Annotated in this window: 16 protein-coding genes, 2 rRNA genes and 2 pseudogenes; 8 read left to right on the top strand and 12 right to left on the bottom strand. The window is 59.8% G+C overall.

Features of this window, described 5'->3' with window-relative positions:
- Nucleotides 1–71: 71 nt before the first annotated feature.
- Nucleotides 72–1,916: a gamma-glutamyltransferase gene (gene ggt, locus BW992_RS11780; RefSeq protein ID WP_072396776.1), complete on the top strand. Its 1,845-nt coding sequence runs from the start codon at nucleotides 72–74 to the stop codon at nucleotides 1,914–1,916.
- Between the two features lie 21 nt (nucleotides 1,917–1,937).
- Here ggt and BW992_RS11775 read toward each other — a convergent pair whose 3' ends face one another.
- From BW992_RS11775 to BW992_RS27475, 4 genes and pseudogenes are all read right to left on the bottom strand, one after another.
- A complete protein-coding gene (locus BW992_RS11775; RefSeq protein WP_072431546.1) occupies nucleotides 1,938–2,153 on the bottom strand; it encodes a helix-turn-helix domain-containing protein in 216 nt (71 codons plus the stop codon).
- A gap of 7 nt (nucleotides 2,154–2,160) precedes the next feature.
- Nucleotides 2,161–2,715 carry a DUF2975 domain-containing protein gene (locus tag BW992_RS11770; protein ID WP_072396765.1) on the bottom strand — a complete coding sequence of 185 codons (555 nt, stop codon included), beginning with the start codon at nucleotides 2,713–2,715 and terminating at the stop codon, nucleotides 2,161–2,163.
- 94 nt (nucleotides 2,716–2,809) lie between these two features.
- Nucleotides 2,810–3,241, bottom strand: a pseudogene (locus BW992_RS27480) (methyl-accepting chemotaxis protein); the annotation flags it as partial.
- Between the two features lie 156 nt (nucleotides 3,242–3,397).
- Nucleotides 3,398–3,970, bottom strand: a pseudogene (locus BW992_RS27475) (PAS domain-containing protein); the annotation flags it as partial.
- A gap of 386 nt (nucleotides 3,971–4,356) precedes the next feature.
- On the opposite strand from BW992_RS27475, the gene BW992_RS11760 reads away from it, so the two are divergent.
- The 3 genes from BW992_RS11760 (at nucleotide 4,357) to BW992_RS11750 (ending at nucleotide 7,747) form a co-directional block, all read left to right on the top strand.
- Nucleotides 4,357–5,775, top strand: coding sequence for a short-chain fatty acid transporter (locus BW992_RS11760; RefSeq protein WP_072396758.1), 1,419 nt, complete (start codon nucleotides 4,357–4,359; stop codon nucleotides 5,773–5,775).
- Between the two features lie 112 nt (nucleotides 5,776–5,887).
- Complete coding sequence (locus tag BW992_RS11755; protein ID WP_072396751.1) at nucleotides 5,888–7,045, top strand: hypothetical protein; 1,158 nt, start codon at nucleotides 5,888–5,890, stop codon at nucleotides 7,043–7,045.
- Between the two features lie 174 nt (nucleotides 7,046–7,219).
- On the top strand, nucleotides 7,220–7,747 hold the full coding sequence (locus BW992_RS11750) for a lysine methyltransferase (protein WP_072431545.1): 528 nt from the start codon (nucleotides 7,220–7,222) through the stop codon (nucleotides 7,745–7,747).
- Between the two features lie 11 nt (nucleotides 7,748–7,758).
- Here BW992_RS11750 and can read toward each other — a convergent pair whose 3' ends face one another.
- Nucleotides 7,759–8,403, bottom strand: a complete 645-nt coding sequence (gene can / locus BW992_RS11745) for a carbonate dehydratase (RefSeq protein ID WP_072396736.1) — start codon at nucleotides 8,401–8,403, stop codon at nucleotides 7,759–7,761.
- 130 nt (nucleotides 8,404–8,533) lie between these two features.
- Here can and BW992_RS11740 point away from each other — a divergent pair, with 130 nt between their 5' ends.
- Complete coding sequence (locus BW992_RS11740; RefSeq protein WP_072431544.1) at nucleotides 8,534–8,956, top strand: serine kinase/phosphatase; 423 nt, start codon at nucleotides 8,534–8,536, stop codon at nucleotides 8,954–8,956.
- Nucleotides 8,957–9,088: 132 nt separating this feature from the next.
- Here BW992_RS11740 and rimI read toward each other — a convergent pair whose 3' ends face one another.
- Nucleotides 9,089–9,541, bottom strand: coding sequence for a ribosomal protein S18-alanine N-acetyltransferase (gene rimI / locus BW992_RS11735; RefSeq protein ID WP_072396731.1), 453 nt, complete (start codon nucleotides 9,539–9,541; stop codon nucleotides 9,089–9,091).
- Nucleotides 9,534–10,316: an energy transducer TonB gene (locus BW992_RS11730; protein ID WP_072396729.1), complete on the bottom strand. Its 783-nt coding sequence runs from the start codon at nucleotides 10,314–10,316 to the stop codon at nucleotides 9,534–9,536. The genes rimI and BW992_RS11730 overlap by 8 nt, the downstream gene beginning before the upstream one ends.
- A gap of 181 nt (nucleotides 10,317–10,497) precedes the next feature.
- Here BW992_RS11730 and mksB point away from each other — a divergent pair, with 181 nt between their 5' ends.
- Genes mksB through mksF form a run of 3 tightly spaced genes read left to right on the top strand, consistent with a single transcriptional unit; the run spans nucleotide 10,498 to nucleotide 15,303 of the window.
- Nucleotides 10,498–11,775, top strand: coding sequence for an Mks condensin complex protein MksB (mksB, locus tag BW992_RS11725; protein WP_072396727.1), 1,278 nt, complete (start codon nucleotides 10,498–10,500; stop codon nucleotides 11,773–11,775).
- Nucleotides 11,765–12,466 (top strand): Mks condensin complex protein MksE, encoded by a 702-nt coding sequence (mksE, locus tag BW992_RS11720; RefSeq protein WP_072396725.1) that lies wholly within the window; start codon nucleotides 11,765–11,767, stop codon nucleotides 12,464–12,466. Before mksB ends, mksE begins: the two co-directional genes overlap by 11 nt.
- On the top strand, nucleotides 12,463–15,303 hold the full coding sequence (gene mksF / locus BW992_RS11715; RefSeq protein WP_076406258.1) for an Mks condensin complex protein MksF: 2,841 nt from the start codon (nucleotides 12,463–12,465) through the stop codon (nucleotides 15,301–15,303). The genes mksE and mksF overlap by 4 nt, the downstream gene beginning before the upstream one ends.
- A 206-nt stretch (nucleotides 15,304–15,509) precedes the next feature.
- On the opposite strand, the gene BW992_RS11710 is transcribed toward mksF, so the two are convergent.
- The 5 genes from BW992_RS11710 to BW992_RS11690 form a co-directional block, all read right to left on the bottom strand.
- Nucleotides 15,510–17,813, bottom strand: coding sequence for a PqiB family protein (locus tag BW992_RS11710; RefSeq protein ID WP_076407336.1), 2,304 nt, complete (start codon nucleotides 17,811–17,813; stop codon nucleotides 15,510–15,512).
- Nucleotides 17,806–18,429: a paraquat-inducible protein A gene (locus BW992_RS11705; RefSeq protein ID WP_072396721.1), complete on the bottom strand. Its 624-nt coding sequence runs from the start codon at nucleotides 18,427–18,429 to the stop codon at nucleotides 17,806–17,808. The genes BW992_RS11710 and BW992_RS11705 overlap by 8 nt, the downstream gene beginning before the upstream one ends.
- Entirely contained in the window at nucleotides 18,416–19,075 is a 660-nt protein-coding gene (locus BW992_RS11700; protein WP_072459398.1) for a paraquat-inducible protein A, read from the bottom strand. Before BW992_RS11700 ends, BW992_RS11705 begins: the two co-directional genes overlap by 14 nt.
- Nucleotides 19,076–19,224: 149 nt before the next feature.
- Nucleotides 19,225–19,340 (bottom strand): 5S ribosomal RNA (rrf, locus tag BW992_RS11695).
- Between the two features lie 159 nt (nucleotides 19,341–19,499).
- Nucleotides 19,500–22,391: ribosomal RNA gene (locus BW992_RS11690) — 23S ribosomal RNA — on the bottom strand.
- Between the last annotated feature and the right edge of the window lie 11 nt (nucleotides 22,392–22,402).

Below are 22,402 nucleotides of genomic sequence, written 5' to 3'. Positions count from 1 at the left end.
CGAATTCGACATCCAATGAAAGCACGCGCTACAGTCGGCCCCATCCCCCTGACCCACGGATGGAGTGACACGTGCTTACAGCTCTCAAACCGAATCTTCATCGTCTGTCAGCCGTTTCGCTGCTGGCTGTCGCTCTCACACTCGCCGCCTGTAAGGCTCCACCCTCTTCCACCGCCCCCCCAGCATTACCGACCGCACCGGAAATCGCTTCCGGCTATCGCACCGACCTGCAGACCCGACACGCCGACAAACACATGGCCGCAGCGGCCAACCCCCTGGCCGCCGAAGCCGGGCGGGAAATGTTGCGGCGCGGAGGCTCGGCCATCGACGCGGCGATTGCCATGCAGGCGGTACTCACCCTGGTGGAGCCGCAGTCTTCAGGCATTGGCGGCGGCGCGTTCATCGTGCTGTGGGACGGTAAGGCCGTGCGCACCTATGACGGTCGCGAAACGGCACCGGCCGGCGCCACCGAGAAACTGTTCCTGCAAGCCGACGGCAAGCCCATGCCATTTACCGCCGCACAGATCGGTGGCCGTTCCGTGGGCACGCCCGGCGTGCTGCGCGCGCTGGAATTGGCTCATCGCAAGCATGGCCGGCTGAAATGGGCCAGTCTGTTCGAGCCTGCCATCAGGCTGGCGGAACAGGGCTTTGCGATTTCGCCACGGTTGCACTCGATGATCGCGGCGGACCCATCCCTGCCAGGTTCGCCGGACATGGCCGCCTATTTCCTCAATGCCGATGGCAGGCCGAAGGCCGTTGGTACATTGCTGAAGAATCCTGCGCTGGCCGGCGTGCTCAAGCGTATCGCCAATGAAGGAGCCGATGCGTTGTACGAGGGCGCGATCGCCAAGGAAATCGTCGCCAAGGTGCAGGGACATGCCAACCCCGGCAGCCTTTCACTGAATGATCTCAAGGGTTACGCCGCCCGGGAGCGCGCGCCGCTGTGCACCGACTACAAGCGCTGGCAGGTCTGCGGCATGGCCCCGCCCTCTTCCGGTGGAATTGCCGTGGCGCAGATTCTCGGGACGTTGCAGGCCTTGGAGCAGCGCGACAGCCACGCAGCCATTGCGCCCTTGAAGCCCCTCAAGACCGATAAACCCGCCGGCCTTGAACCCGCGCCCCAAGCGGTTCATCTGATCGCCGAAGCGCAACGCCTGGCCTACGCCGACCGCGCCCAATACGTCGCCGATTCGGATTTTATCCCCGTGCCGGTCAAGGGCCTGGTCGACCCAGGCTACCTGGCAAGCCGCGCCAGCCTGATCGGACCGCGGAGCATGGGCGTCGCCAAGCCCGGCACACCACCGGGCGTTCAGGTGGCCTATGCACCGGACCGCTCTCCCCTGCGCATTTCCACTTCACAAGTGGTGGCAGTGGACGATCAGGGCGGTGCCGTGTCCATGACCACCACGGTGGAATCGGCCTTCGGCTCGCACCTGATGGTCCAGGGTTTCATGCTCAACAACCAGATGACCGATTTTTCTTTCATCCCCGAAGAACAAGGGCGGAAGGTGGCGAACCGGGTCGAACCCGGCAAGCGCCCACGCTCCTCCATGGCACCGACCCTGATCTTCGATCGCCAGAGCGGCGAACTGTTGGCCGCCGTTGGCTCACCGGGCGGCTCGCAGATCATCGAGTATGTCGCCAAGTCGGTGATCGGACTGCTGGATTGGCAACTGGACCCGCAAACCGCCATCAACCTGCCCAACTTCGGCAGTCGCAACGGCCCCACCGAGCTGGAGCAGGGCCAGTTCAGCCCAACCCTGATCCAGGCATTGAAGGACAAGGGCCACACCGTGACCGAGATCGACATGACCAGCGGGACCCAGGCGATTGTCCGGCTACGTGATCCACAAGGCAGAACATCATTGGCCGGGGGGGCAGACCCGCGGCGCGAAGGAGAAGCCCTGGGAGACTGACGAAGCCAGGCCCTGAAGGAATCAGGGCTCCCCCTCGGGTTGGTAGACCAGTAGATCACCGGGCTGGCACTGCAGGTAGCTGCAGATCGCCTCCAGGGTCGCCAGGCGTATGCCCTTGACCTTTCCTTGCTTCAACAAGGAGAGGTTGGCTTCGGTAATACCGATAGCGGCGGCAAGGTCCTTGGATTTGACCTTGCGCGTCGCCAGCATCACATCCAGTTGAATGACGATAGGCATGACAATCTCAAACGAATGTTCTGTTTTCTGAATCGACTTCGCTGGCCTGGGACAGAATCCTGGCAATGATCGCGATACAGGCGGCAAGAAACAAAGCGACAAAGGAGGGGGCCGTCACGCTGAGGGTAATCAATCGCTGGCCGACCGGGGCGTTTATCGTCACGAGCAGGCTGAGAAACGGCTCACAGAGGAAATCCAGCAACACCCACAACGCTACCGCTCGGCCGGTATTGCCCAGGTAGACGGCTGCCTCGCTGGAAAAGTACATCCCTTGCGCATAATGCCTGAATAGCTGCCGCAAATTGACCAGTCCGGCTGCCAGCGCCAGCAAGGGGATGCTCGACAGCAGTATCCCGCCAAGGCGTTGCCAACCGCTCAACCCCACCGCCCCGTCCACCAGGCCGGACAACTGTCGCTCGGTCAGGGCAAAACTCAGGCCGTATTTCAAGGCAACTTCCGGAAACAACCAGGCCGCCGCATTGACGGCCATCATCACGACAATGAAGACAAGCGTAATGACGGCCATGCGCTGGCTGTAGAGGGCGAGACGATTCGAAGACATGCGAGGCTCCAACCAAACGAAAGGAGCCCAGAACATAGCCACAAAATTATCGCAAAACAATAATTAATATGTAAAAAACGATAATACCCTTGCTTCAAGTGGACAGCTGGTTAGCAAACTGACTCACCGCATCGACCACTTTTTTCGCGCCGTCCTGGATCTCGACGATCACCGATCCGGCTTCAGCGGCCAGGGCCAGGCCCTGTTCGGCCTGGTGCTGGCCGTCCGTCATCAACGAAACGGCGTTGCGTGCCATGTCCTGGTTCTGGCGGACGACGCCGACAATCTCATCGGTAGCCTGGCTGGTGCGCGAAGCCAGTTGGCGCACTTCATCGGCCACCACCGCGAAGCCCCGCCCCTGCTCGCCGGCCCGGGCAGCCTCGATGGCCGCGTTGAGGGCCAGCAGGTTGGTTTGCTCGGCGATGCCGCTGATGGTCTTGACGATGGTGCCGATCACCAGGGACTGCTCGTTCAGGGCTTCGATACCCTCTCCGGCGGTCTGCATGTGCCGGGCCAGGTCGCGCATCACTTCCACGGCCTGGGTCACCACCGAGGTACCGCGCTGGGCACTGTTGTCGGTCTGCAACGAGGTGCTGTAGGCAATGCTGGCCGCCTCGGCGACGGCTTTTTCCTGGTTGACCTGGTCGGTGATGTTCGTAGCGAACTTGACCACCTTGTAGAGTCGGTCGTTGGCATCCACCACCGGGTTGTAGGACGCCTCCAGCCAGACCTCGCGCCCATTGCTGTCCAGGCGCTTGAAGCGACCGGCCACGAACTCGCCGTTGTTCAGGCGCTTCCAGAACTGCTGGTATTGCGCGCCGTTGTATTCCTCCGGCTCGCAGAACATGCGGTGGTGCTTGCCCTTGATCTGCGCCAGGCTGTAGCCCATGGCATTGAGGAAGCGATCATTGGCTGTCAGGACGTGGCCGCCCAGGTCGAACTCGATCACCGCCGTCGAACGCACCAGCGCACCGATAAGGTTTTCATGCTCGCGAGAGCCCTCGATGGTGCGGGTCAGGTCATTGGAATACATCGAGAAAAACCGGATCCGCCCGTCGACAGTCCGTACTGGCTGAAGAATCGAACGCAACCAGGCTTCCTTGCCATCGCCTCGCATCAGGCGCACGGCCCCGGAAAAATGCTCGCCGCGGGTCAACGCCGTCTTGAAACGAAGCTGGTGCTCGTTGGATTTCAAGTACCCAGGAATAAGGTCCTCGACAGAGCGGCCAATGAGATCCTGGCTCTTGTAATGCATTTCATCGAGGAATTTCTGATTGACCGACTGCACCCGGCCCTCTGCATCCAGGGTCAGGGCCAGCATTTCGCGGTCCAGGCTTTCCTTCACTTGCATGAGGCTGGACAGTTCTTGGCGAAGAGCCGACAGCTCCTGCTTCAAGCGTTGATTGAACATGGGCATGCTCCGACGGGCAGGAGGTTAACGGGCCTATTCCTCTTGCCATCGGCCCGGTGATTTTTTTCTGAAGAGTGCCATTGGTCGGCCGAAATTTTTTCCGCGGATCCAGAACCCGGGCCAACCTTCCAGGGTCAGTGGATTGTTCTACTGTAGCCCCTGTTTACCGAGGCTTCACTGTTCCAGCTACCCGTCCCACAAAACCAACCATAAAAACCGAGGTAACTGCCGTGACCACCGACATCGAAGACAGCCGCTCCGCCCGCTTCGCCTTGCGCTGTTCCAGTTTTGCCGAACGCTGGTTTCCTGACTCCTGGGTCTTCGCCGCCCTGGCTGTGCTGGTCGTCGCGGTGGCGACGCAGTTCATCGGCGCCACGCCCACGGCCGCCGCCATGGCATTCGGCGACGGTTTCTGGAGCCTGATCCCATTCACCATGCAAATGGCATTCGTCGTGATCGGAGGCTATGTGGTCGCCAGCTCGCCGCCGGCCGTCAGGCTGATCGATCGCCTGGCGCGCATCCCGAAGAACGGCCGCTCGGCAGTGGCCTGGGTGGCGCTGATCTCGATGATTGCGTCGCTGCTCAACTGGGGCCTGTCGCTGGTGTTCGGCGGTCTGTTGGTACGAGCCCTTGCCCGCCGTACCGATCTGAAAATGGATTATCGCGCCGCCGGCGCCGCCGCTTACCTGGGCCTGGGCGCGGTGTGGGCCCTGGGGTTGTCGTCCTCGGCGGCACAACTGCAGGCCAACCCGGCCAGCCTGCCGCCGTCGATCCTGGCGATCACCGGCGTCATCCCGTTTACCCAGACCATTTTCCTCTGGCAGTCCGCAGTGATGCTGCTGGCGTTGATCGTGATCTCCTTGATCGTGGCCTACGCTACCGCTCCGGGCCCGAACAGCGCCCGCGACGCCGCAGCCTGCGGAATCGACCCGAGCTTCAGCATGCCGGCCTTGCAACCACGAACCCGTCCCGGCGAATGGCTGGAGCACAGCCCCTTGCTGACCATTGCCCTGGTGCTGTTGGCCGCTGGCTGGCTGTTCCACGAATTTTCGAGCAAGCCTGCGATCAGCGCGATTTCCGGGCTCAATACCTACAACTTCCTGTTCCTGATGCTGGGCGCCTTGCTGCACTGGCGGCCGCGAAGCTTTCTCGACGCCGTGGCCCGCGCAGTGCCGACCACAACCGGTGTACTGATCCAGTTCCCGTTGTACGGCTCCATTGCCGCGTTACTGACCACAGTCAAGGGCAGCGATGCCCAGACCCTTGCCCACCATATTTCGACCTTTTTCGTACAAATCGCATCGCATGACACCTACGCCTTGCTGATGGGCGTCTATTCGGCGGTGCTGGGCTTCTTCATTCCGTCCGGCGGCGGTAAATGGATCATCGAAGCGCCCTATGTGATGCAGGTGGCCAACGACCTGAATTATCACCTGGGCTGGGCCGTACAGATCTATAACGCCGCCGAAGCGCTGCCCAACCTGATCAATCCGTTCTATATGCTGCCGTTGCTCGGTGTGCTGGGGCTCAAGGCCAGGGACCTGATCGGGTTCTCCTTCGTCCAATTGCTGGTCCACACACCCTTGGTACTGGTGCTGTTGTGGGCGCTGGGAACGACGTTGGATTATTTGCCGCCCGTGATGCCATAAAGCCATAAAAAAGGGCCGATATTTACCTCGGCCCACTTTTTCTTCAGCCCGGTCTGTTTCAGTATGGAGGCGCCCTGTTCCGAGGGGCCCATACGCTGAAAAGGATCTGAGCATGTCTAAACTCGCAGTACTTCCCCTTGCCGCCCTGGCGCTGAGCGCCACCGTCCATGCCGACGTCGATGTACAGCTTGGCAGTACCGAACGCGTGACCCGTCTTTTCGCCTACCCCAACAACTGCAACGTCATCTGTTTTCGCGACTGGACCCTGGAGCAGACTGTCGAGCATTACCTGACCCAGAGCGTGCAGCGCGACGGCTACGGCGCGGCCAAGGTCAGCGTCAAACGCGACAATGACACGGTCTACGCCCATATAGCCGGCGTGCCGAAGAGCTACGGCCAGCCATTGACCGCATTGCTCAACGCCGGTGACCTGGCCTACACGGGCGCCACCAAACTCAACGGCGACAAGAAATGGGCCTACAACTGGTACCTGTTCCTGCCGCTGGGCATGGCTCTGGAAAACCGCAAGAGTGTTGAACTGCTGCACTTCCCGCCGGATTACTCCCTGACCCAGGCCCAGGACTACCTGGAATCGGCCACCACGGATCGCTGGGCCACGCTGTTGACTGTCAACGGCATCGCCGCCGACCAGACCCCGGCCTACCAGACCATCATCGACATCGCGCCGATCGCAGCCCCATCCAACGCCGGTTCGGCCCTGGAAGGCGTCTACGACTATTTCAACGACTACCAGACCACCATGGTCAAGCAAGTCAGCCAGGGCTCCAGCGGAGCCGCATTGCCGATGGTGGCCTTCGGTGCCCCGGTGCGTAACTGGATCAAGACACAGTACGGCCCGACGGTAGGCGTGCTTGGCCTGGCGACCATCACGCCGACGGCGGGACTGAAGGTACCGGTGCTGGGCTCCAACCACCCCAGCTACATCTGGTACGCCGCCGATCCGGACAGCTACGACGGCGACGAAGCCAAGGCCGATGCGGCCGGCCTGAAAGTCATGGGCCAGGATCTGAGCGCCGCCTGCTGGCAAGCCGGCATGGGTAGCAAGCCGAACACGGATCCGAGCACACTGCTGAACCAATGCACGCAGACCTGGCAAGTCACGCAAAAGGAAAAGACCTGCGAGTTGTTCTATACCTCGATTCGCAAGCTCACGCCTGACGAAGCGGCAAAGAAATGCGAGACGCCGGCGATCAAGTCGCAGCTTCCTCAATTGAAAGCGCCGATGCCGCTACCCGCCGAACCGGTATAAGCCGAGAAGACTTTCCCGCGTAAGCCTGCGCTCACGCGGGAAAGCGCTTTTGACGCCTGTCAGAGTTGACAGTAGATACCACCCCGGATCGGGGCCAGACTATCCAGGTCAATCACGACGCTGGCAGGATGCCAGCGCCAGCAAGTCGGGTGCCCAGCACCGACAAGGACTGTCATGACCATTTTTGTGACCGATCGATCCTGTTCACGGGGCCGGGACTGTATCTACCCGGAAAAGGAACTCAGCACTCGGCTGGGCTATCCGTCTGCGCGGGATTTCGAAGTGCTGCGCGGCGCCAATGGGCGCGGCAACGGCGTCGTCGCCCGCAGGCGGTTCGCCCCCATGGAGCGGATGTGCCGGGTATCGGGGCTGCTGTTGGGCCGACGACGCCTGCACACTTTGCAGATCCTGCCGGAAATCCACATGTACGATCCGCGCTTCGCCGGGCTGCTGGTGCATTCCTGCAACCCGAATGTCTTTCTGGACATGAGCGAATTATGGTTGTGGTCACTGACCGCCATACAGGCGGGCGACAGCCTGACCATGGATTACGCCAGCACCGAGCCGAAACTGTACCGGCAGTTTGCCTGCCGGTGCGGTTCGTCCAACTGTCATGGGTGGATCACCGGTTATGATGAGCCACCCAATGAACAGGGCATGAAGTTCCTCAAGCATTGGCGCCGTCGCTGTCATCGTGACTGACGCCAACGGGCTCAGGGCGCGTCCACTGGACGCAGGCGATACTGCGGTGGCAATTGCTCGAAGCCGCTGATCGTGGTGTCCAGGCTCTTCCAGCGTCCGTCCTTGATGCCGTAGATGCAACCGTGGATCGACAGTTTCTGACCACGGTGCCAGGCGTTCTGCACGATGCTGGTATGGCCGACATTGGCCACCTGCTGGATGACGTTGAGTTCGCACAGGCGGTCAACGCGCTCCTCTTCGGTGGGCAGTTGGGCCAACGCTTCGCGGTGCTCGTAATACAGGTCGCGGATCGAGCGCAGCCAGCCGTCGATCAGGCCCAGCTGACGATCCTGCATCGAAGCGCGCACGCCGCCGCAGCCGTAGTGGCCGGTAACCAGGATGTGCTTGACCTTGAGCACGTCCACCGCGTACTGGATCACCGACAGGCAGTTGAGATCGGTGTGCAGCACCACGTTGGCCACGTTGCGGTGTACGAACAGATCGCCCGGCAGCATGCCGACGATCTCGTTGGCCGGCACTCGCGCATCGGAACAGCCGATCCACAGGTACTCCGGTGTCTGCTGACGGGCCAGCTTGGCGAAGAAGTCAGGATCCTCCTGCTTGATCGCATCGGCCCAGCGCGCGTTGTTATCAATCAGATCTTGTAGTTCGTTCATGCTATCCAGCCCTCGAGAATAGTCCGCAACTTTGACAGCACGCCGCTTGCCGAGGTCACTTCTGTAATGCCGTTGGAATTCTCGACCCGGCCGCGGGTCCACCCATTAACGGCCAGAACGAGGAGTAGCCATGAACGATTCACGACGTCCTTTCGATGCGGTGCAACCGGAACCCATCGACGACAACGAAGACCGCATGGGTTCGATGCACGAACTGGAGTTCGACGATGATGAGCCCAGTGCGAAGATCGGCGACGAACTGCCGGAAAAAGAACGCGAACAATTGATGCCGCGCGAACGCGTTCGCGAAGCGGGCCTGACCGGAGCCTCTGTGGATGATCATCAGCCCACCGAAGACGACATGAGCCCTGAAACCCTCATCCGCGAGGACGGCGCACGCGACGCCTATGAAAGCGGCGACGATGAGCAGGCCGACTGGGACCTGAGCGTGGTCGGTGAAAACGACATCGGCGGGGGCGATGGCCTGGACGAAGCGGAAATGGCGCAGATCGACCCGCTGGATGGCAAGCGCGATGGCGCCGGGTCAGCTTGAATCAGGACAGGATGTGACGGCTTCTTCGAGGGCCAGCCCGCTCCCACACAAGACCGGCCGGCCCGGCTGAGGCCTGCGGCAGGAGCGGGTTTGCCGGCATGGTGCCCGCCCTGCGTCAACACCGCGAAGGCGTCACTCGACGAGAGTACACGCCATGACTACGGCGTCCTCGCGGCCACCCACCGCCGGGTAGTAATCCCGCCGACGGCCGATCTCGTTGAAACCGTATCGCTCATACAGCCGGAACGCTGCGCGGTTGCTGTCGCGCACCTCCAGGAAACACTCCCGGGCCTGGGCGTTGAAGGCGATGGACATGAGGTGTTCCAGTAAGCGCAACCCCAGGCCGCGGCCCTGGTTCTCCGGCTTGACGGTGATATTGAGCAAGTGCGCTTCGTCGAGGATGATCTGCACGACACCATGGCCCACTTGCTGCTGGCCTTCGAACATCAGCCAGATCTGGTATTTGCTCAATCCGTCGAGAAAGATCCCGCGGGTCCAGGGGTGACTGTAGGCCGCATATTCGATTTTCAGTACAGCGTCGAGGTCCGCCTCGGTCATCGGGCGGAACGATACAGCGTCACTCATTCGATTCTTTCCAGCGCGCCATCAGCCGGCGCATGGCTTGCCAGACTTCAGCCTTGCGCTGTGGCGTTTCCATTAACAATTCCAGCCCGGGGACTGCCCAGGCCGAGCCCAGGCCTTCGACTTGCAATTCCCGATTGAACGCATCCTGGTCCGCCTCGCCGGCAAATTTGACCGCTGGCAGGCCGATCAGCCACAAACACACGCAGGGCTCGTCTTCGAGTCGCGCTGAAACGAAGCCCTGGACGAAATCCCGCGCCGCTTCCGGCCCCTGGTCCATCGTTCCACGGGACAGCAGCGGCCAACGCACCGGTTCTCCCACGATCTGTGGGCTGTCCGGCAGACCGGCGGCGCGCAGCATGTCCTTGAGCAACAGGTAGGCAGGATCGCGGCTTTGGAACGGTTCGCCGGTGGGCAGCTCCACCAGCAGCAGGCAACGCCCCGCGCGCAGCAGCTGCAGGGTAAACCGCGGTGGCGGAACCGGAGCGACCCGGGCCGGTGCCGGCGTCGACGACACTTCTTCCACCGGTTTGGCATTGGTGCGGGTCGAGGCCAGGCTCGGGCGTGGCACGTCGACCTTCGGCCGCTCGACAGGTGTCACCGGCTCGACAACGGTCTTGGCCACAGGCTCCGCCACCACCGGCACGACGCCAGGCGGCTCGGGCGTTTCCAGCAGTTCGGGCCGCGACGGGGCGGCGAACGGCAATTCGGTACGCGGCAGCCAGGTGACCACCTGCATGGCGGTCAGATAGGCGCGGCGACGAGACTCGATAAGCAAGGGTCGGCCACTTGTGGATAACTGAAAGTGGGGAGGATTCTACCGCCCTTCGACGCGGATCGCTTCCCCGTTGACTCATTAGTTGATCGATCCGCGACGACAGTCCGTCTCAGGGGTGAATCGCAACCGGTCCGATGCAGTACAATTGCCGCTTTTAATTGCCAACCCGACGGCCATTGCGATGATCGAACCCAAGCGCGTCTTGCGCGCCCTCGCCGAACACTGGGCATTGCTGGAACCGTTGTGCGAGCATTTCGACCAGGGCACCTTGAGCCTCAACGAACTGCGCTCACAATTGGCCGCCCAGCAATTGGACAGCACGCCCCAGGACATCACCCACCTGCTGGACGTGTGGATCCGCCTGGACATCCTCGTGCCGGTGGCGAAAAGCCCGAACCGCTTCGAGCTCAACGCCCAGATCCACGACTTTCTCGCCTACCTGCGTCGCGAACATCGCCTGGGCCTGTGCCTGGAGATCGAAGCCTACCTGCGCCACCTCGAGCGCCTGGCCGGCTACATCCAGGATGCCTTCGAAGTGCGCGACGGCAACGACCTGGCCCGCCAGTTGCGTTTGCTGGACATGCGGGTGCGGGACGTGCTCAAGAAACTCGCCAACGACGAACAGGCCCTGGTGGCCGTGGCCGAACGCGCCAAGACCAGCGACCGGCAGATCCCGCTGCGCCAGCGCTACGCCGAAGTACTGGCGACCTGGGACGAATACGTCGAGCCGATGATCCAGCTGGTGAACGCCGACGGTGCGTTCGAGCAAGGCGTGCGCAAGGTCGAGAACGTGCTGTTGCGCATGCTCACCGAACAACAGCGCCTCGGGCATCTGGTGGACGATGACATGTTGTTGCGCACCCACGCCCGCATCCTGGAAATGCAGACCAGCGCCCAACTGACCCTGCGTCACGCCCGCGAACTGCTCCTGCCGCTGCGCGAAGAAGCCCGTCGCCATAACGCCGTGACCCGTGGCGCAGCCCTGGCCCTGGCCGCCATCCGCCGCAAAGGCATCGATGCCGTGCCGCAGGCCGCCATGCCGCTGTTCACCCGGCCGCAGAGTACCTTCCTCGGCAGTGCCAGCCAGGTCGAGGCCTATGTGTACGCCCTGGCCCGTTTCGAGCCGAAACCGGCGCGCTTCCCCAAGTCCCACAAGACTCACAAGGGCGGCGATGCTCCGCGGGCGCCGCGTACGGTGCGCGAGATGGTCGAGCGTTGCGAGGACGCCCTGCCGATGCCGGACCTGATGACCTGGCTGCTGGAACAGGAGCCGGACGGCGCCACCGACGAATTGCTGTACTGGTTCTCGCGCCTGTCGCGGGAAAAGCGTTTCAAGCGCGAGCGTCTGGAACGCCGCGAATACCACACTCATGAGCATCAGGTCAGCCTGCGCTCCTTCGCCCTGCTCTCGGCTGGCGACACCGCCGAGGATTCTGCGAGCACTTCCCATGCATCTTGATCTATCCGAACTGTCCCAGCTGGCGCCGATTTTCCGCGAGCTGTTCAAGGGCTACCACATCAGCCGCCGCGACCCGGAGCTGTATGCGCAACTGTCGAACTTCCAGGACCAGTACCGCACGCTGTTCAAGGCCCTGGGTTTCGAACTGGTGTGCGATACCCGTGGTTTCTACTATTTCGTGCCGGACCTGGCGGCCGCCGCGGTGAACAAGACCGCACAACGCCTGGCGCTGTTCACCTTCATCCTGGTCGAACACCTGGCCGACCAGGGCCGCGACCCGATCGCCGTTCTCGACGGCGGTAGCCTGGGCCGCGATGAGCTGCCATCGCTGCTGGAAAAATACCGTGACCTGTTCATCCAGGCCGAAGTACAGACCCAGGAAGAACTCGAAGAAAAGATCATGCGCCGCATGACCCAGCTGGGCTTCGCCAGCGAAGAGAACGGCGTGTACCGCTTCCTGCCGCCGATGCACCGGTTTCTCGATGTCTGCCTGTCGGTCCAGCAGGACCGCGACCTGGCCGCCAGCCTGCACAGCGTGCTGCCGTTGCCGGCTCCGGTTCTGATCGACGAGGACAGCGACGAAAAACTGCTGCAGACCGACGATCCGCTGGATCTCAGCGAATTCGAAGGTGAAAGCGAAGAAGAAGCACTGGCCCGAGCCATTGCCGAAGAACAGGAGACCGACGCATGAGCAAGGAACGCTACGGCATCCGCCGCTTCGCCCTTTTGAACACCGCCGGCTACAGCCTTGGCCTGTTCCCGCTGGAAGAACCGCTGTCGGTGTATGGCGCGAACAACCTCGGTAAATCCGCCTCGATCAATGCCTTGCAGTTCCCGATCCTGGCCCGCATGTCGGACATGAGCTTCGGCAAGTACAGTCTGGAACAATCCCGGCGCTTCTACTTCGCCTCGGACACCAGCTATATCCTGGTGGAAGTCGCCCTGCCCCACGGCCCCCACGTGATCGGTGTGGTGGGTCGAGGCCCTGGCGGCGGTTTTGGCCACCAGTTCTTTGCCTATGCAGGCAAGCTGGACTTGGCCCATTACCAGAAAAACGACACGTGCCTGCGTCAGAAAGAGCTGTTCACCAACCTGGAACGCGAGGGCCTGAAGGCCTATGAGCTCAAGCCCGATGAGCTGCGACGCCTGCTGGTGGGGGGGCATACTTCCATTCCCCTGGACCTGACGCTGATCCCGCTGCGTTCTACCAGCGAACAGAGCCTCAAGACTTTCCGCGCGCTGTTCATCAACTTGCTGCACATGCGCGAAATCACCGCGGCCAAGCTCAAGCAACTGTTCCTCGACGCCTTCGAGCACAGCCTGCGTTCCGGCAGTGTGGATTACATCGCCGCGTGCGAAGAAGCGTTCCGCGATGTACGACGCATGGAGCAGGACTACAACTCCCTGGTAGCGGCCGGCCCGCTGGTGGAAGCCCTGGCCAATGGCGTGAAACAACGCGACATCCTGCGTGGCAAACTGCACCGTCTGTCGCCCCTGCTCGATTCGCTGCTGGGAACTTGGTCGGACTATGCCAGTGCACGCAAGGAAGAGTTGACCATCCAGGCCGAGCACTACCGCAACGAACAGGACTCACTGCAGAATGACCAGCGCGGCAGTACCCAGGAACTGATGCGCCTGGAGCGGGAAATCACCGGCATCCAGCGCTGGCTGGGCGAATTGTCGGTGCTCAAGCATCGGTTCGCCCTGGTGGACGACGTCAAGGTGCTGGAGCAGCAACTGCTCGCGGCCAAGGACGCCCACGACGAATTGGCCGGTGCCCTGGCCCAGTCCCGGCAGTTCAGCGCCGAAGACCTGGAAGAACGTCTGCGCGATCTGGAAAAACGCCTGAAGTCGGTCAAGCAACAGCTTGATCACGCCGACAACAACAGCTATGCCCGTCTGCGTGAAGAGTTCTCGCAACAGGACGTCGAACGCCTCATGCGCCTGTTCAACAGCGCACTGTTCAGCCTGCCATTGGGTGAACACGGCATTGCGCTGGACGATAACGGTGACTGGGTCAAGTCCGTGGAGCTGATCCTGGACGGCTTCAAAGGCGAGCGTTTCGAAGTACCGGGCCTGTCCATCGACCTGTCCCATATCGAGCCACCCGCGCTGCAAGCCCTGGCCGACCGTGCCGCGTTGCGCGACCAGAAGGAACGCCTGGAAAAAGAGCTCAAGCAGCTCAAGACCCAGCAGGCCGTGGCCGCTGACCGCGCTGCCAGCAAGACCCAGACCGAGGCCCTGTACCAACAGGTCCTGGATGCGCAAAAGGCCTTGGAAGATTTCCGACGCACCCAGACCCTGAGCGCCGAGGAAAGCGACAAGCTCGAACAACTGGCCCAGATGGAGGCCGCCCAGGACGAGCTCAAGCGCTCCAGCGATGCCTTCACCGAGCGCGTCCAGCAACTGTCCGCCAAGTTGCAACTGGTGGGCCGGCAGATCGCCGATATGGAAGCCAAGCAGCGCACCCTCGACGATGCCTTGCGCCGCCGTCAGTTGTTGCCGGCGGACCTGCCGTTCGGCACGCCATTCATGGACCCGGTCGACGATTCCATGGACAACCTGTTGCCATTGCTCAACGACTATCAGGACAGCTGGCAGGGCTTGCTGCGGATCGACGGACAGATCGAAGCCCTATACGCCCAGGTTCGCCTCAAGGGCGTGGCCAAGTTCGACAGCGAAGACGATATGGAGCGGCGTCTGCAACTGCTGATCAACGCCTATGCCCACCGCACCGACGAAGCCCTGACCCTGGGCAAGGCGCGCCGCGCGGCCGTGACCGACATTGCCCGGACCCTGCGCAATATCCGCAGCGACTACGACAGCCTCGAACATCAATTGGCGTTGTTCAACCGCGAGATCAACAAGCGCCAGGTTTCCAACCTGCAGAGCTTCCGGATCGTCCTGGCGCCGAACAAGGAAGCCCTCAAGCACATCGACCAGATTATCCACAGCGCCGGCCAGTACGAGGAAGGCGAAACCCTGTCGGTCTTCGATCTCAGCCAGAGCGCCGAGCAGGACAACAAGAACGAAGAAGCCAAGGAGTATCTGGCGCGCCTGGTGGCGGCGAACCACAACCAGTTGGGTCTCAAGGACCTGTTCGAACTGGCCTTTGAAATCACCAAGGTCAATGGCCAGCCGGTGATTCATACCGACATCGACGGTGCAGCGTCCAACGGCACCACCATGACCATCAAGGCGCTGACCAACATGTACTTGTTGCTGCACTTGATGGATCGCGAACAGGCCGGCCGCGTACGCTTGCCGTATTACCTGGACGAAGCGGCGGACATCGACGAAAAGAACCAGGCAGCGCTGCTGGAAACCAGTCTGCAATTAGGCTTCGTGCCGATTCTCGCCAGCGTGAAGCCGCAAGTCTGCGCCAGTGTCGCCATCGACCTGGAGGGCGGTAGCGGCCCGAACGGCATCTACATCGACGAAGCGGACTGGAAATACATCCGCCGTCGTGATGCGGTGAAATCCACGGTGAATGTACAGGCCGATGAGCCGGAGCTCGATCCGGTGTGATGTGAGTACCTGGGTATGAAAAAGGCCGCGATCCAATGGATAGCGGCCTTTTTTTATTGCGCCAGTTTTGAGTCTTCAGTGCAACGGAAGGCCTCATCGCGAGCAAGCTCGCTCCCCACATTGGAATGATTCTGGATGAACGATCCTGCATCCCTGTGGGAGCGAGCTTGCTCGCGATGGCGTCAACACGGACAACGCCGGTGTTGTTACTTGCCGAGCTTGATCTTTGGCGCCCAGGTCAGCCACTCGTCCTCGAATTTGTCGAACAGCGGGAAAGTCTGCTCCGCTCGCGCCGGGCCGCCCATTTTCTCGCCGTCTGGCGTCGCGAAGGCGATGCCGCCCTGGATCAGCGTTTCCAGCGACTCGGTCCGCACCGTCGCCCCTTTGAACAAACCGAAATCCAAACCAAAGCCGCTGGTATTCCAGAAGCGCGTACCACTACGCACCAGTGGTGCATATTTAGGCTCGATCAGGATATGAATCAGCACCCGATCCGCTGTCTGGCCCAATTCATATCCGGTGACCTTGCCCACCGTCACCTCGCGATAAGTCACCGGCACGCCGATCTTCAACGAACCACGGCGGGCCGCGCTCAGCACCAGGCTCAGGCCGGCTTCAGGCACCGCGTTTTCCGGTGGATTGGCAAGGGCCACGAAGTTTTTCTGCGGCCCGAGGTTCTTCACCGCCGGCTGCACCTCGAGGTATTGGCCGGTCACCAGCGTTTCCAGGTTCGAGGTCTTGATCAACCCCAGCTCAGGCTTGACCACCCAGAACTGGCTACCGACCCGGGCGATACGCTCCGGGACCTCGGTGATGCGCGCCGTGAGCAATACCGACTGCATGTCGGCACTGAGGTCCACATCCTCGACCTTGCCCACATCCAAGCCCTTGAAGCGAATCGGCGTACCGCTGCGCAAGCCATCGGCACGATCGACCTTGATGGTCACGACGGTCCCACTTTGTTGCGCGGCTTCACGATTCTCATGCAACCGGAAGCGCGGGACCCGCCTTTTCAACGGCACATTCGGCTCCGGCGTTTCAAAGGCAATGCCGCCGGCCATCAGGCTTTGCAGCGATTCGCTCTTGACCTGGATTCCTCCCGTCAGGCCGCCCGTGAGGGTGATGCCGCTGGCATTCCAGAAGCGCGTCGAACCATTGACCAGCCCTTCGTATTCCTTCTCGATATGTACCCCGATGATCAACTGCTTTTTCTTGCGAGAGAACTGGTAGCTCTGCACCGACCCGACCTTGACCTGCTTGTAGAGGATCGGGCTGCCGACCTCCAGGGATCCGAGGTTTTCAGTCAACAGGACCAGGTGCAGGCCGGGTGCGCGCAAGTCCAGTGGCGGCGCTTTTGCCCGGGCCTCGAATTCGCGCTGCGGGGCGCCGCCCTTGTCGCCGGGGCGTATGGCGATGTAGTTACCTTTGACCAATGCCTCCAAGCCGGTGATACCCGCCAGGGAGATCGACGGCTTGACCACCCAGAACTGCGTTCCCGTCACCAGGTAGTCTTCGGCCAAGGGGTCCAGGGTCAATTCAGCGGTGGCACTGGACAGGTCGGGATCGACCTTGAGGTTTTTCAGGCTACCGACCTGGATGCCTTTGTACATCACTGGCGTGCGGCCGGATTGCAGGCCTTCGAAATCGCTGAGCTTGACCTTCACCCGGATACCGGCGGCTGCGGCGTCGAAATCCTCGTAAAGACGGAACGGCAGGCTTGGATCCGTCGGCGGGCTGTCCTTGCGACTTTCTGGCGTGGCGAACGCAATCCCCCCGGCCACGATACTGGCCAGGGATTCGCTGCGCACCTTGACACCCGAGAGGTTGGCATCGATGCTGATGCCGCTGGCATTCCAGAACCGGGTGTGTTTGCGCACCAGGCTGGCATACGTCGGCTCGATGAAAACCTTGATCTCGACGGTGTTCTGGTCCTCGGACAGTTGATAGCTTTTCACCTGTCCGACCTGGATCTGCTTGTAGAACACCGGACTACCCCGATTCAACGAACCCAAGCGGTCGGCCTTGAGCGTCAGGTGCAACCCCGGCTTGGCGTCCGACAATGGCGGCTCCTGGGCCAGGGCCTTGAACTTGCGGCTGGACTCCCCTTCACCCGGACTGATAGCCACATAGTTACCTGACACCAGGGTTTCCAGCCCTGTGATCCCGGCCAGGCTGACGCTTGGCTTGACCAGCCAGAAGCGGGTTCCGGTCTTGAGGTACTGTTCCACGTCCTTGTTCATTTCGATGATCGCCACGACCCCCTTCGAGCTCCCCTCGTCGTCGAGCGTGAGGGCCGTGACCTTGCCGACCGGCATACCTTTGTAGACCACCTCGGTCTTGTTGACCTGGATGCCTTCGCCGCTCTCAAAGCGCACGCTGATCTGGATCCCTGTCTCGTTATATGCCTTCCAGCCGAGCCAGCCCCCGATGATCAAGGCAATCAGTGGCAGGATCCAGATGGCCGACCAGTTCGAGGCCGGTCGAGTTTTAGCGGTAGGCAAATCAGTCATGGTCGTCATCCGACTCCGTGTTATCCCAAATCAGCCGGGGATCGAAAGTTACTGCGGCAATCATTGTCAAAATCACTACGCTGGCAAAGGCAATCGCGCCGAGACCGGCTTCGACACTGGCGAGTCGTCCGAAATTCACCACGGCCACCAGAATGGCAATTACAAAAATATCGAGCATCGACCAGCGACCGATGAACTCAATGAAACGGTACATAAAGATGCGCTGCCGCGCAGACATGGGCTGGTGCCGCTGTACGGAAAACAGCAACAGGGCGATGCCTACCAGCTTGAAGGTGGGCACTACGATACTCGCGACGAACACCACGGCAGCAATGGGAATCATGCCGTGCTGCACCAGTTCGATGACGCCGGCCATGATGGTGCTCGGGGCACCTTGCCCCAAGGAATTGATCGTCATGATCGGCAGCACATTGGCAGGGATATAGAGGATCGCAGCGGTGAGTAGCAGCGCCCAGGTGCGCATCAGACTGTTCGGGCGCCGAGGGTGGACCTGTGCACCGCAACGGGTACAGGTCTGCCCTTGTGCATCGCAATCCCACCGATTCAATTCGTGGCATTCGGTACAGATCAGAATGCCGGCATCAATCGCCCGCATGGGCATCTTCTCCTGATAATGCTTGCCAGATCTGATGCGGTGACATCACCACCTCCAACCACACCTGAACAAGCAATAAACTGATAAAGCACACCAAGCCTAGGCCGATGGTGATGGCGGCCATGTCTGCCAACTTGACGATGGCTACCAACACGCCCATCAGGTAGACCTCAAGCATCCCCCAGTCTCGTAGATGGTGATAAATGCGATAGAGCAACAAACCGTAGCTACGGCCAATGTTCAAGCGAATGGTCAGCAGTACCGTCAACTGGCACAGCAGCTTGAGGAGTGGTATGCCCATGCTGCAGAGAAACACCACCACCGATATGCCTTGCATGCCGGTATCGAACAAGGCGACAACGCCACTCCAGACGGTGTCCTGGGAGGATTGCCCGAGCAGGCTAAGTTGCATGATGGGTAGAAAGTTCGCTGGCACATACAGCAGCAGAGCGGAGATGACCAAGGCCAGGCTGCGCTCGACCACATTGTGTCGGTGGGCGTAGAGTTCGTAGCCACAACGGGGGCATTCAGCTTTTTCGCCATGGGCCAGTTGAGGCTTGCGCATCAACAGATCGCACTCATGGCAAGCCACCAGATCGTTCAGGGGTAGATCTGACAACCGATGAGTGTCCAACGGATCTGACATAAAGAGGTCTGGCTCAGCTAGGGTGAAGCTATTCTAGTGCTCTGGCTTGAAAATAACTGAGTAAATTCCTTACGAACTTCCCCCCATACTTTCTTTCAGGCAAAACAAAACCCCTACCTGCATCAGCAGATAGGGGTTTCGGAATTTAATCTTGACGATGACCTACTCTCACATGGGGAAACCCCACACTACCATCGGCGATGCATCGTTTCACTTCTGAGTTCGGGATGGGATCAGGTGGTTCCAACGCTCTATGGTCGTCAAGAAATTCGGTAGCCAGCGCGTGCCTTACGGTCACGTTCCAGCGAATGGGTATGCGATAGTTTGTGTGTTGCTTGCAAGCACGTTCGAACTTTCGGTTCGTTTCGTCTTCACAACACCGCAATCTGGTCTCTGTCGAGTCGACAGATTGCTTGGGTGTTATATGGTCAAGCCTCACGGGCAATTAGTACAGGTTAGCTCAACGCCTCACAGCGCTTACACACCCTGCCTATCAACGTCGTAGTCTTCGACGGCCCTTCAGGGAGCTCAAGGCTCCAGTGAGATCTCATCTTGAGGCAAGTTTCCCGCTTAGATGCTTTCAGCGGTTATCTTTTCCGAACATAGCTACCCGGCAATGCCACTGGCGTGACAACCGGAACACCAGAGGTTCGTCCACTCCGGTCCTCTCGTACTAGGAGCAGCCCCTCTCAAATCTCAAACGTCCACGGCAGATAGGGACCGAACTGTCTCACGACGTTCTAAACCCAGCTCGCGTACCACTTTAAATGGCGAACAGCCATACCCTTGGGACCGGCTTCAGCCCCAGGATGTGATGAGCCGACATCGAGGTGCCAAACACCGCCGTCGATATGAACTCTTGGGCGGTATCAGCCTGTTATCCCCGGAGTACCTTTTATCCGTTGAGCGATGGCCCTTCCATACAGAACCACCGGATCACTAAGACCTACTTTCGTACCTGCTCGACGTGTCTGTCTCGCAGTCAAGCGCGCTTTTGCCTTTATACTCTACGACCGATTTCCGACCGGTCTGAGCGCACCTTCGTACTCCTCCGTTACTCTTTAGGAGGAGACCGCCCCAGTCAAACTACCCACCATACACTGTCCTCGATCCGGATAACGGACCTGAGTTAGAACCTCAAAGTTGCCAGGGTGGTATTTCAAGGATGGCTCCACGCAGACTGGCGTCCACGCTTCAAAGCCTCCCACCTATCCTACACAAGCAAATTCAAAGTCCAGTGCAAAGCTATAGTAAAGGTTCACGGGGTCTTTCCGTCTAGCCGCGGATACACTGCATCTTCACAGCGATTTCAATTTCACTGAGTCTCGGGTGGAGACAGCGCCGCCATCGTTACGCCATTCGTGCAGGTCGGAACTTACCCGACAAGGAATTTCGCTACCTTAGGACCGTTATAGTTACGGCCGCCGTTTACCGGGGCTTCGATCAAGAGCTTCGCGTTAGCTAACCCCATCAATTAACCTTCCGGCACCGGGCAGGCGTCACACCCTATACGTCCACTTTCGTGTTTGCAGAGTGCTGTGTTTTTAATAAACAGTCGCAGCGGCCTGGTATCTTCGACCGGCGTGGGCTTACGCAGCAAGTGCTTCACCCTCACCGGCGCACCTTCTCCCGAAGTTACGGTGCCATTTTGCCTAGTTCCTTCACCCGAGTTCTCTCAAGCGCCTTGGTATTCTCTACCCAACCACCTGTGTCGGTTTGGGGTACGGTTCCTGGTTATCTGAAGCTTAGAAGCTTTTCTTGGAAGCATGGCATCAACCACTTCGTCACCCAGAGGGTAACTCGTCATCAGCTCTCGGCCTTGAAACCCCGGATTTACCTAAGATTTCAGCCTACCACCTTAAACTTGGACAACCAACGCCAAGCTGGCCTAGCCTTCTCCGTCCCTCCATCGCAATAACCAGAAGTACAGGAATATTAACCTGTTTTCCATCGACTACGCTTTTCAGCCTCGCCTTAGGGACCGACTAACCCTGCGTCGATTAACGTTGCGCAGGAAACCTTGGTCTTTCGGCGTGGGTGTTTTTCACACCCATTGTCGTTACTCATGTCAGCATTCGCACTTCTGATACCTCCAGCAAGCTTCTCAACTCACCTTCACAGGCTTACAGAACGCTCCTCTACCGCATCACTTACGTGATACCCGTAGCTTCGGTGTATGGTTTGAGCCCCGTTACATCTTCCGCGCAGGCCGACTCGACTAGTGAGCTATTACGCTTTCTTTAAAGGGTGGCTGCTTCTAAGCCAACCTCCTAGCTGTCTAAGCCTTCCCACATCGTTTCCCACTTAACCATAACTTTGGGACCTTAGCTGACGGTCTGGGTTGTTTCCCTTTTCACGACGGACGTTAGCACCCGCCGTGTGTCTCCCATGCTCGGCACTTGTAGGTATTCGGAGTTTGCATCGGTTTGGTAAGTCGGGATGACCCCCTAGCCGAAACAGTGCTCTACCCCCTACAGTGATACATGAGGCGCTACCTAAATAGCTTTCGAGGAGAACCAGCTATCTCCGAGCTTGATTAGCCTTTCACTCCGATCCACAGGTCATCCGCTAACTTTTCAACGGTAGTCGGTTCGGTCCTCCAGTCAGTGTTACCTAACCTTCAACCTGCCCATGGATAGATCGCCCGGTTTCGGGTCTATTCCCAGCGACTAGACGCCCTATTAAGACTCGCTTTCGCTACGCCTCCCCTATTCGGTTAAGCTCGCCACTGAAAATAAGTCGCTGACCCATTATACAAAAGGTACGCAGTCACCCAACAAAGTGGGCTCCCACTGCTTGTACGCATACGGTTTCAGGATCTATTTCACTCCCCTCTCCGGGGTTCTTTTCGCCTTTCCCTCACGGTACTAGTTCACTATCGGTCAGTCAGTAGTATTTAGCCTTGGAGGATGGTCCCCCCATATTCAGACAAAGTTTCTCGTGCTCCGTCCTACTCGATTTCACTTCTAAGATCCTTTCGCGTACAGGGCTATCACCCACTATGGCCGCACTTTCCAGAGCGTTCCGCTAAAATCAAAGAAGCTTAAGGGCTAGTCCCCGTTCGCTCGCCACTACTAAGGGAATCTCGGTTGATTTCTTTTCCTCAGGGTACTTAGATGTTTCAGTTCCCCTGGTTCGCCTCTTGCACCTATGTATTCAGTGCAAGATAACCATCTTGTGATGGCTGGGTTCCCCCATTCAGACATCTCCGGATCACAGTCTGTTTGCCGACTCCCCGAAGCTTTTCGCAGGCTACCACGTCTTTCATCGCCTCTGACTGCCAAGGCATCCACCGTATGCGCTTCTTCACTTGACCATATAACCCCA

It is taken from the genome of Pseudomonas sp. 7SR1 (genome assembly GCF_900156465.1).
Taxonomy (GTDB): Bacteria; Pseudomonadota; Gammaproteobacteria; order Pseudomonadales; family Pseudomonadaceae; genus Aquipseudomonas.
Note: the sequence above shows the minus strand (reverse complement) of the source record. Positions and strands in the feature narration are given on the sequence as shown.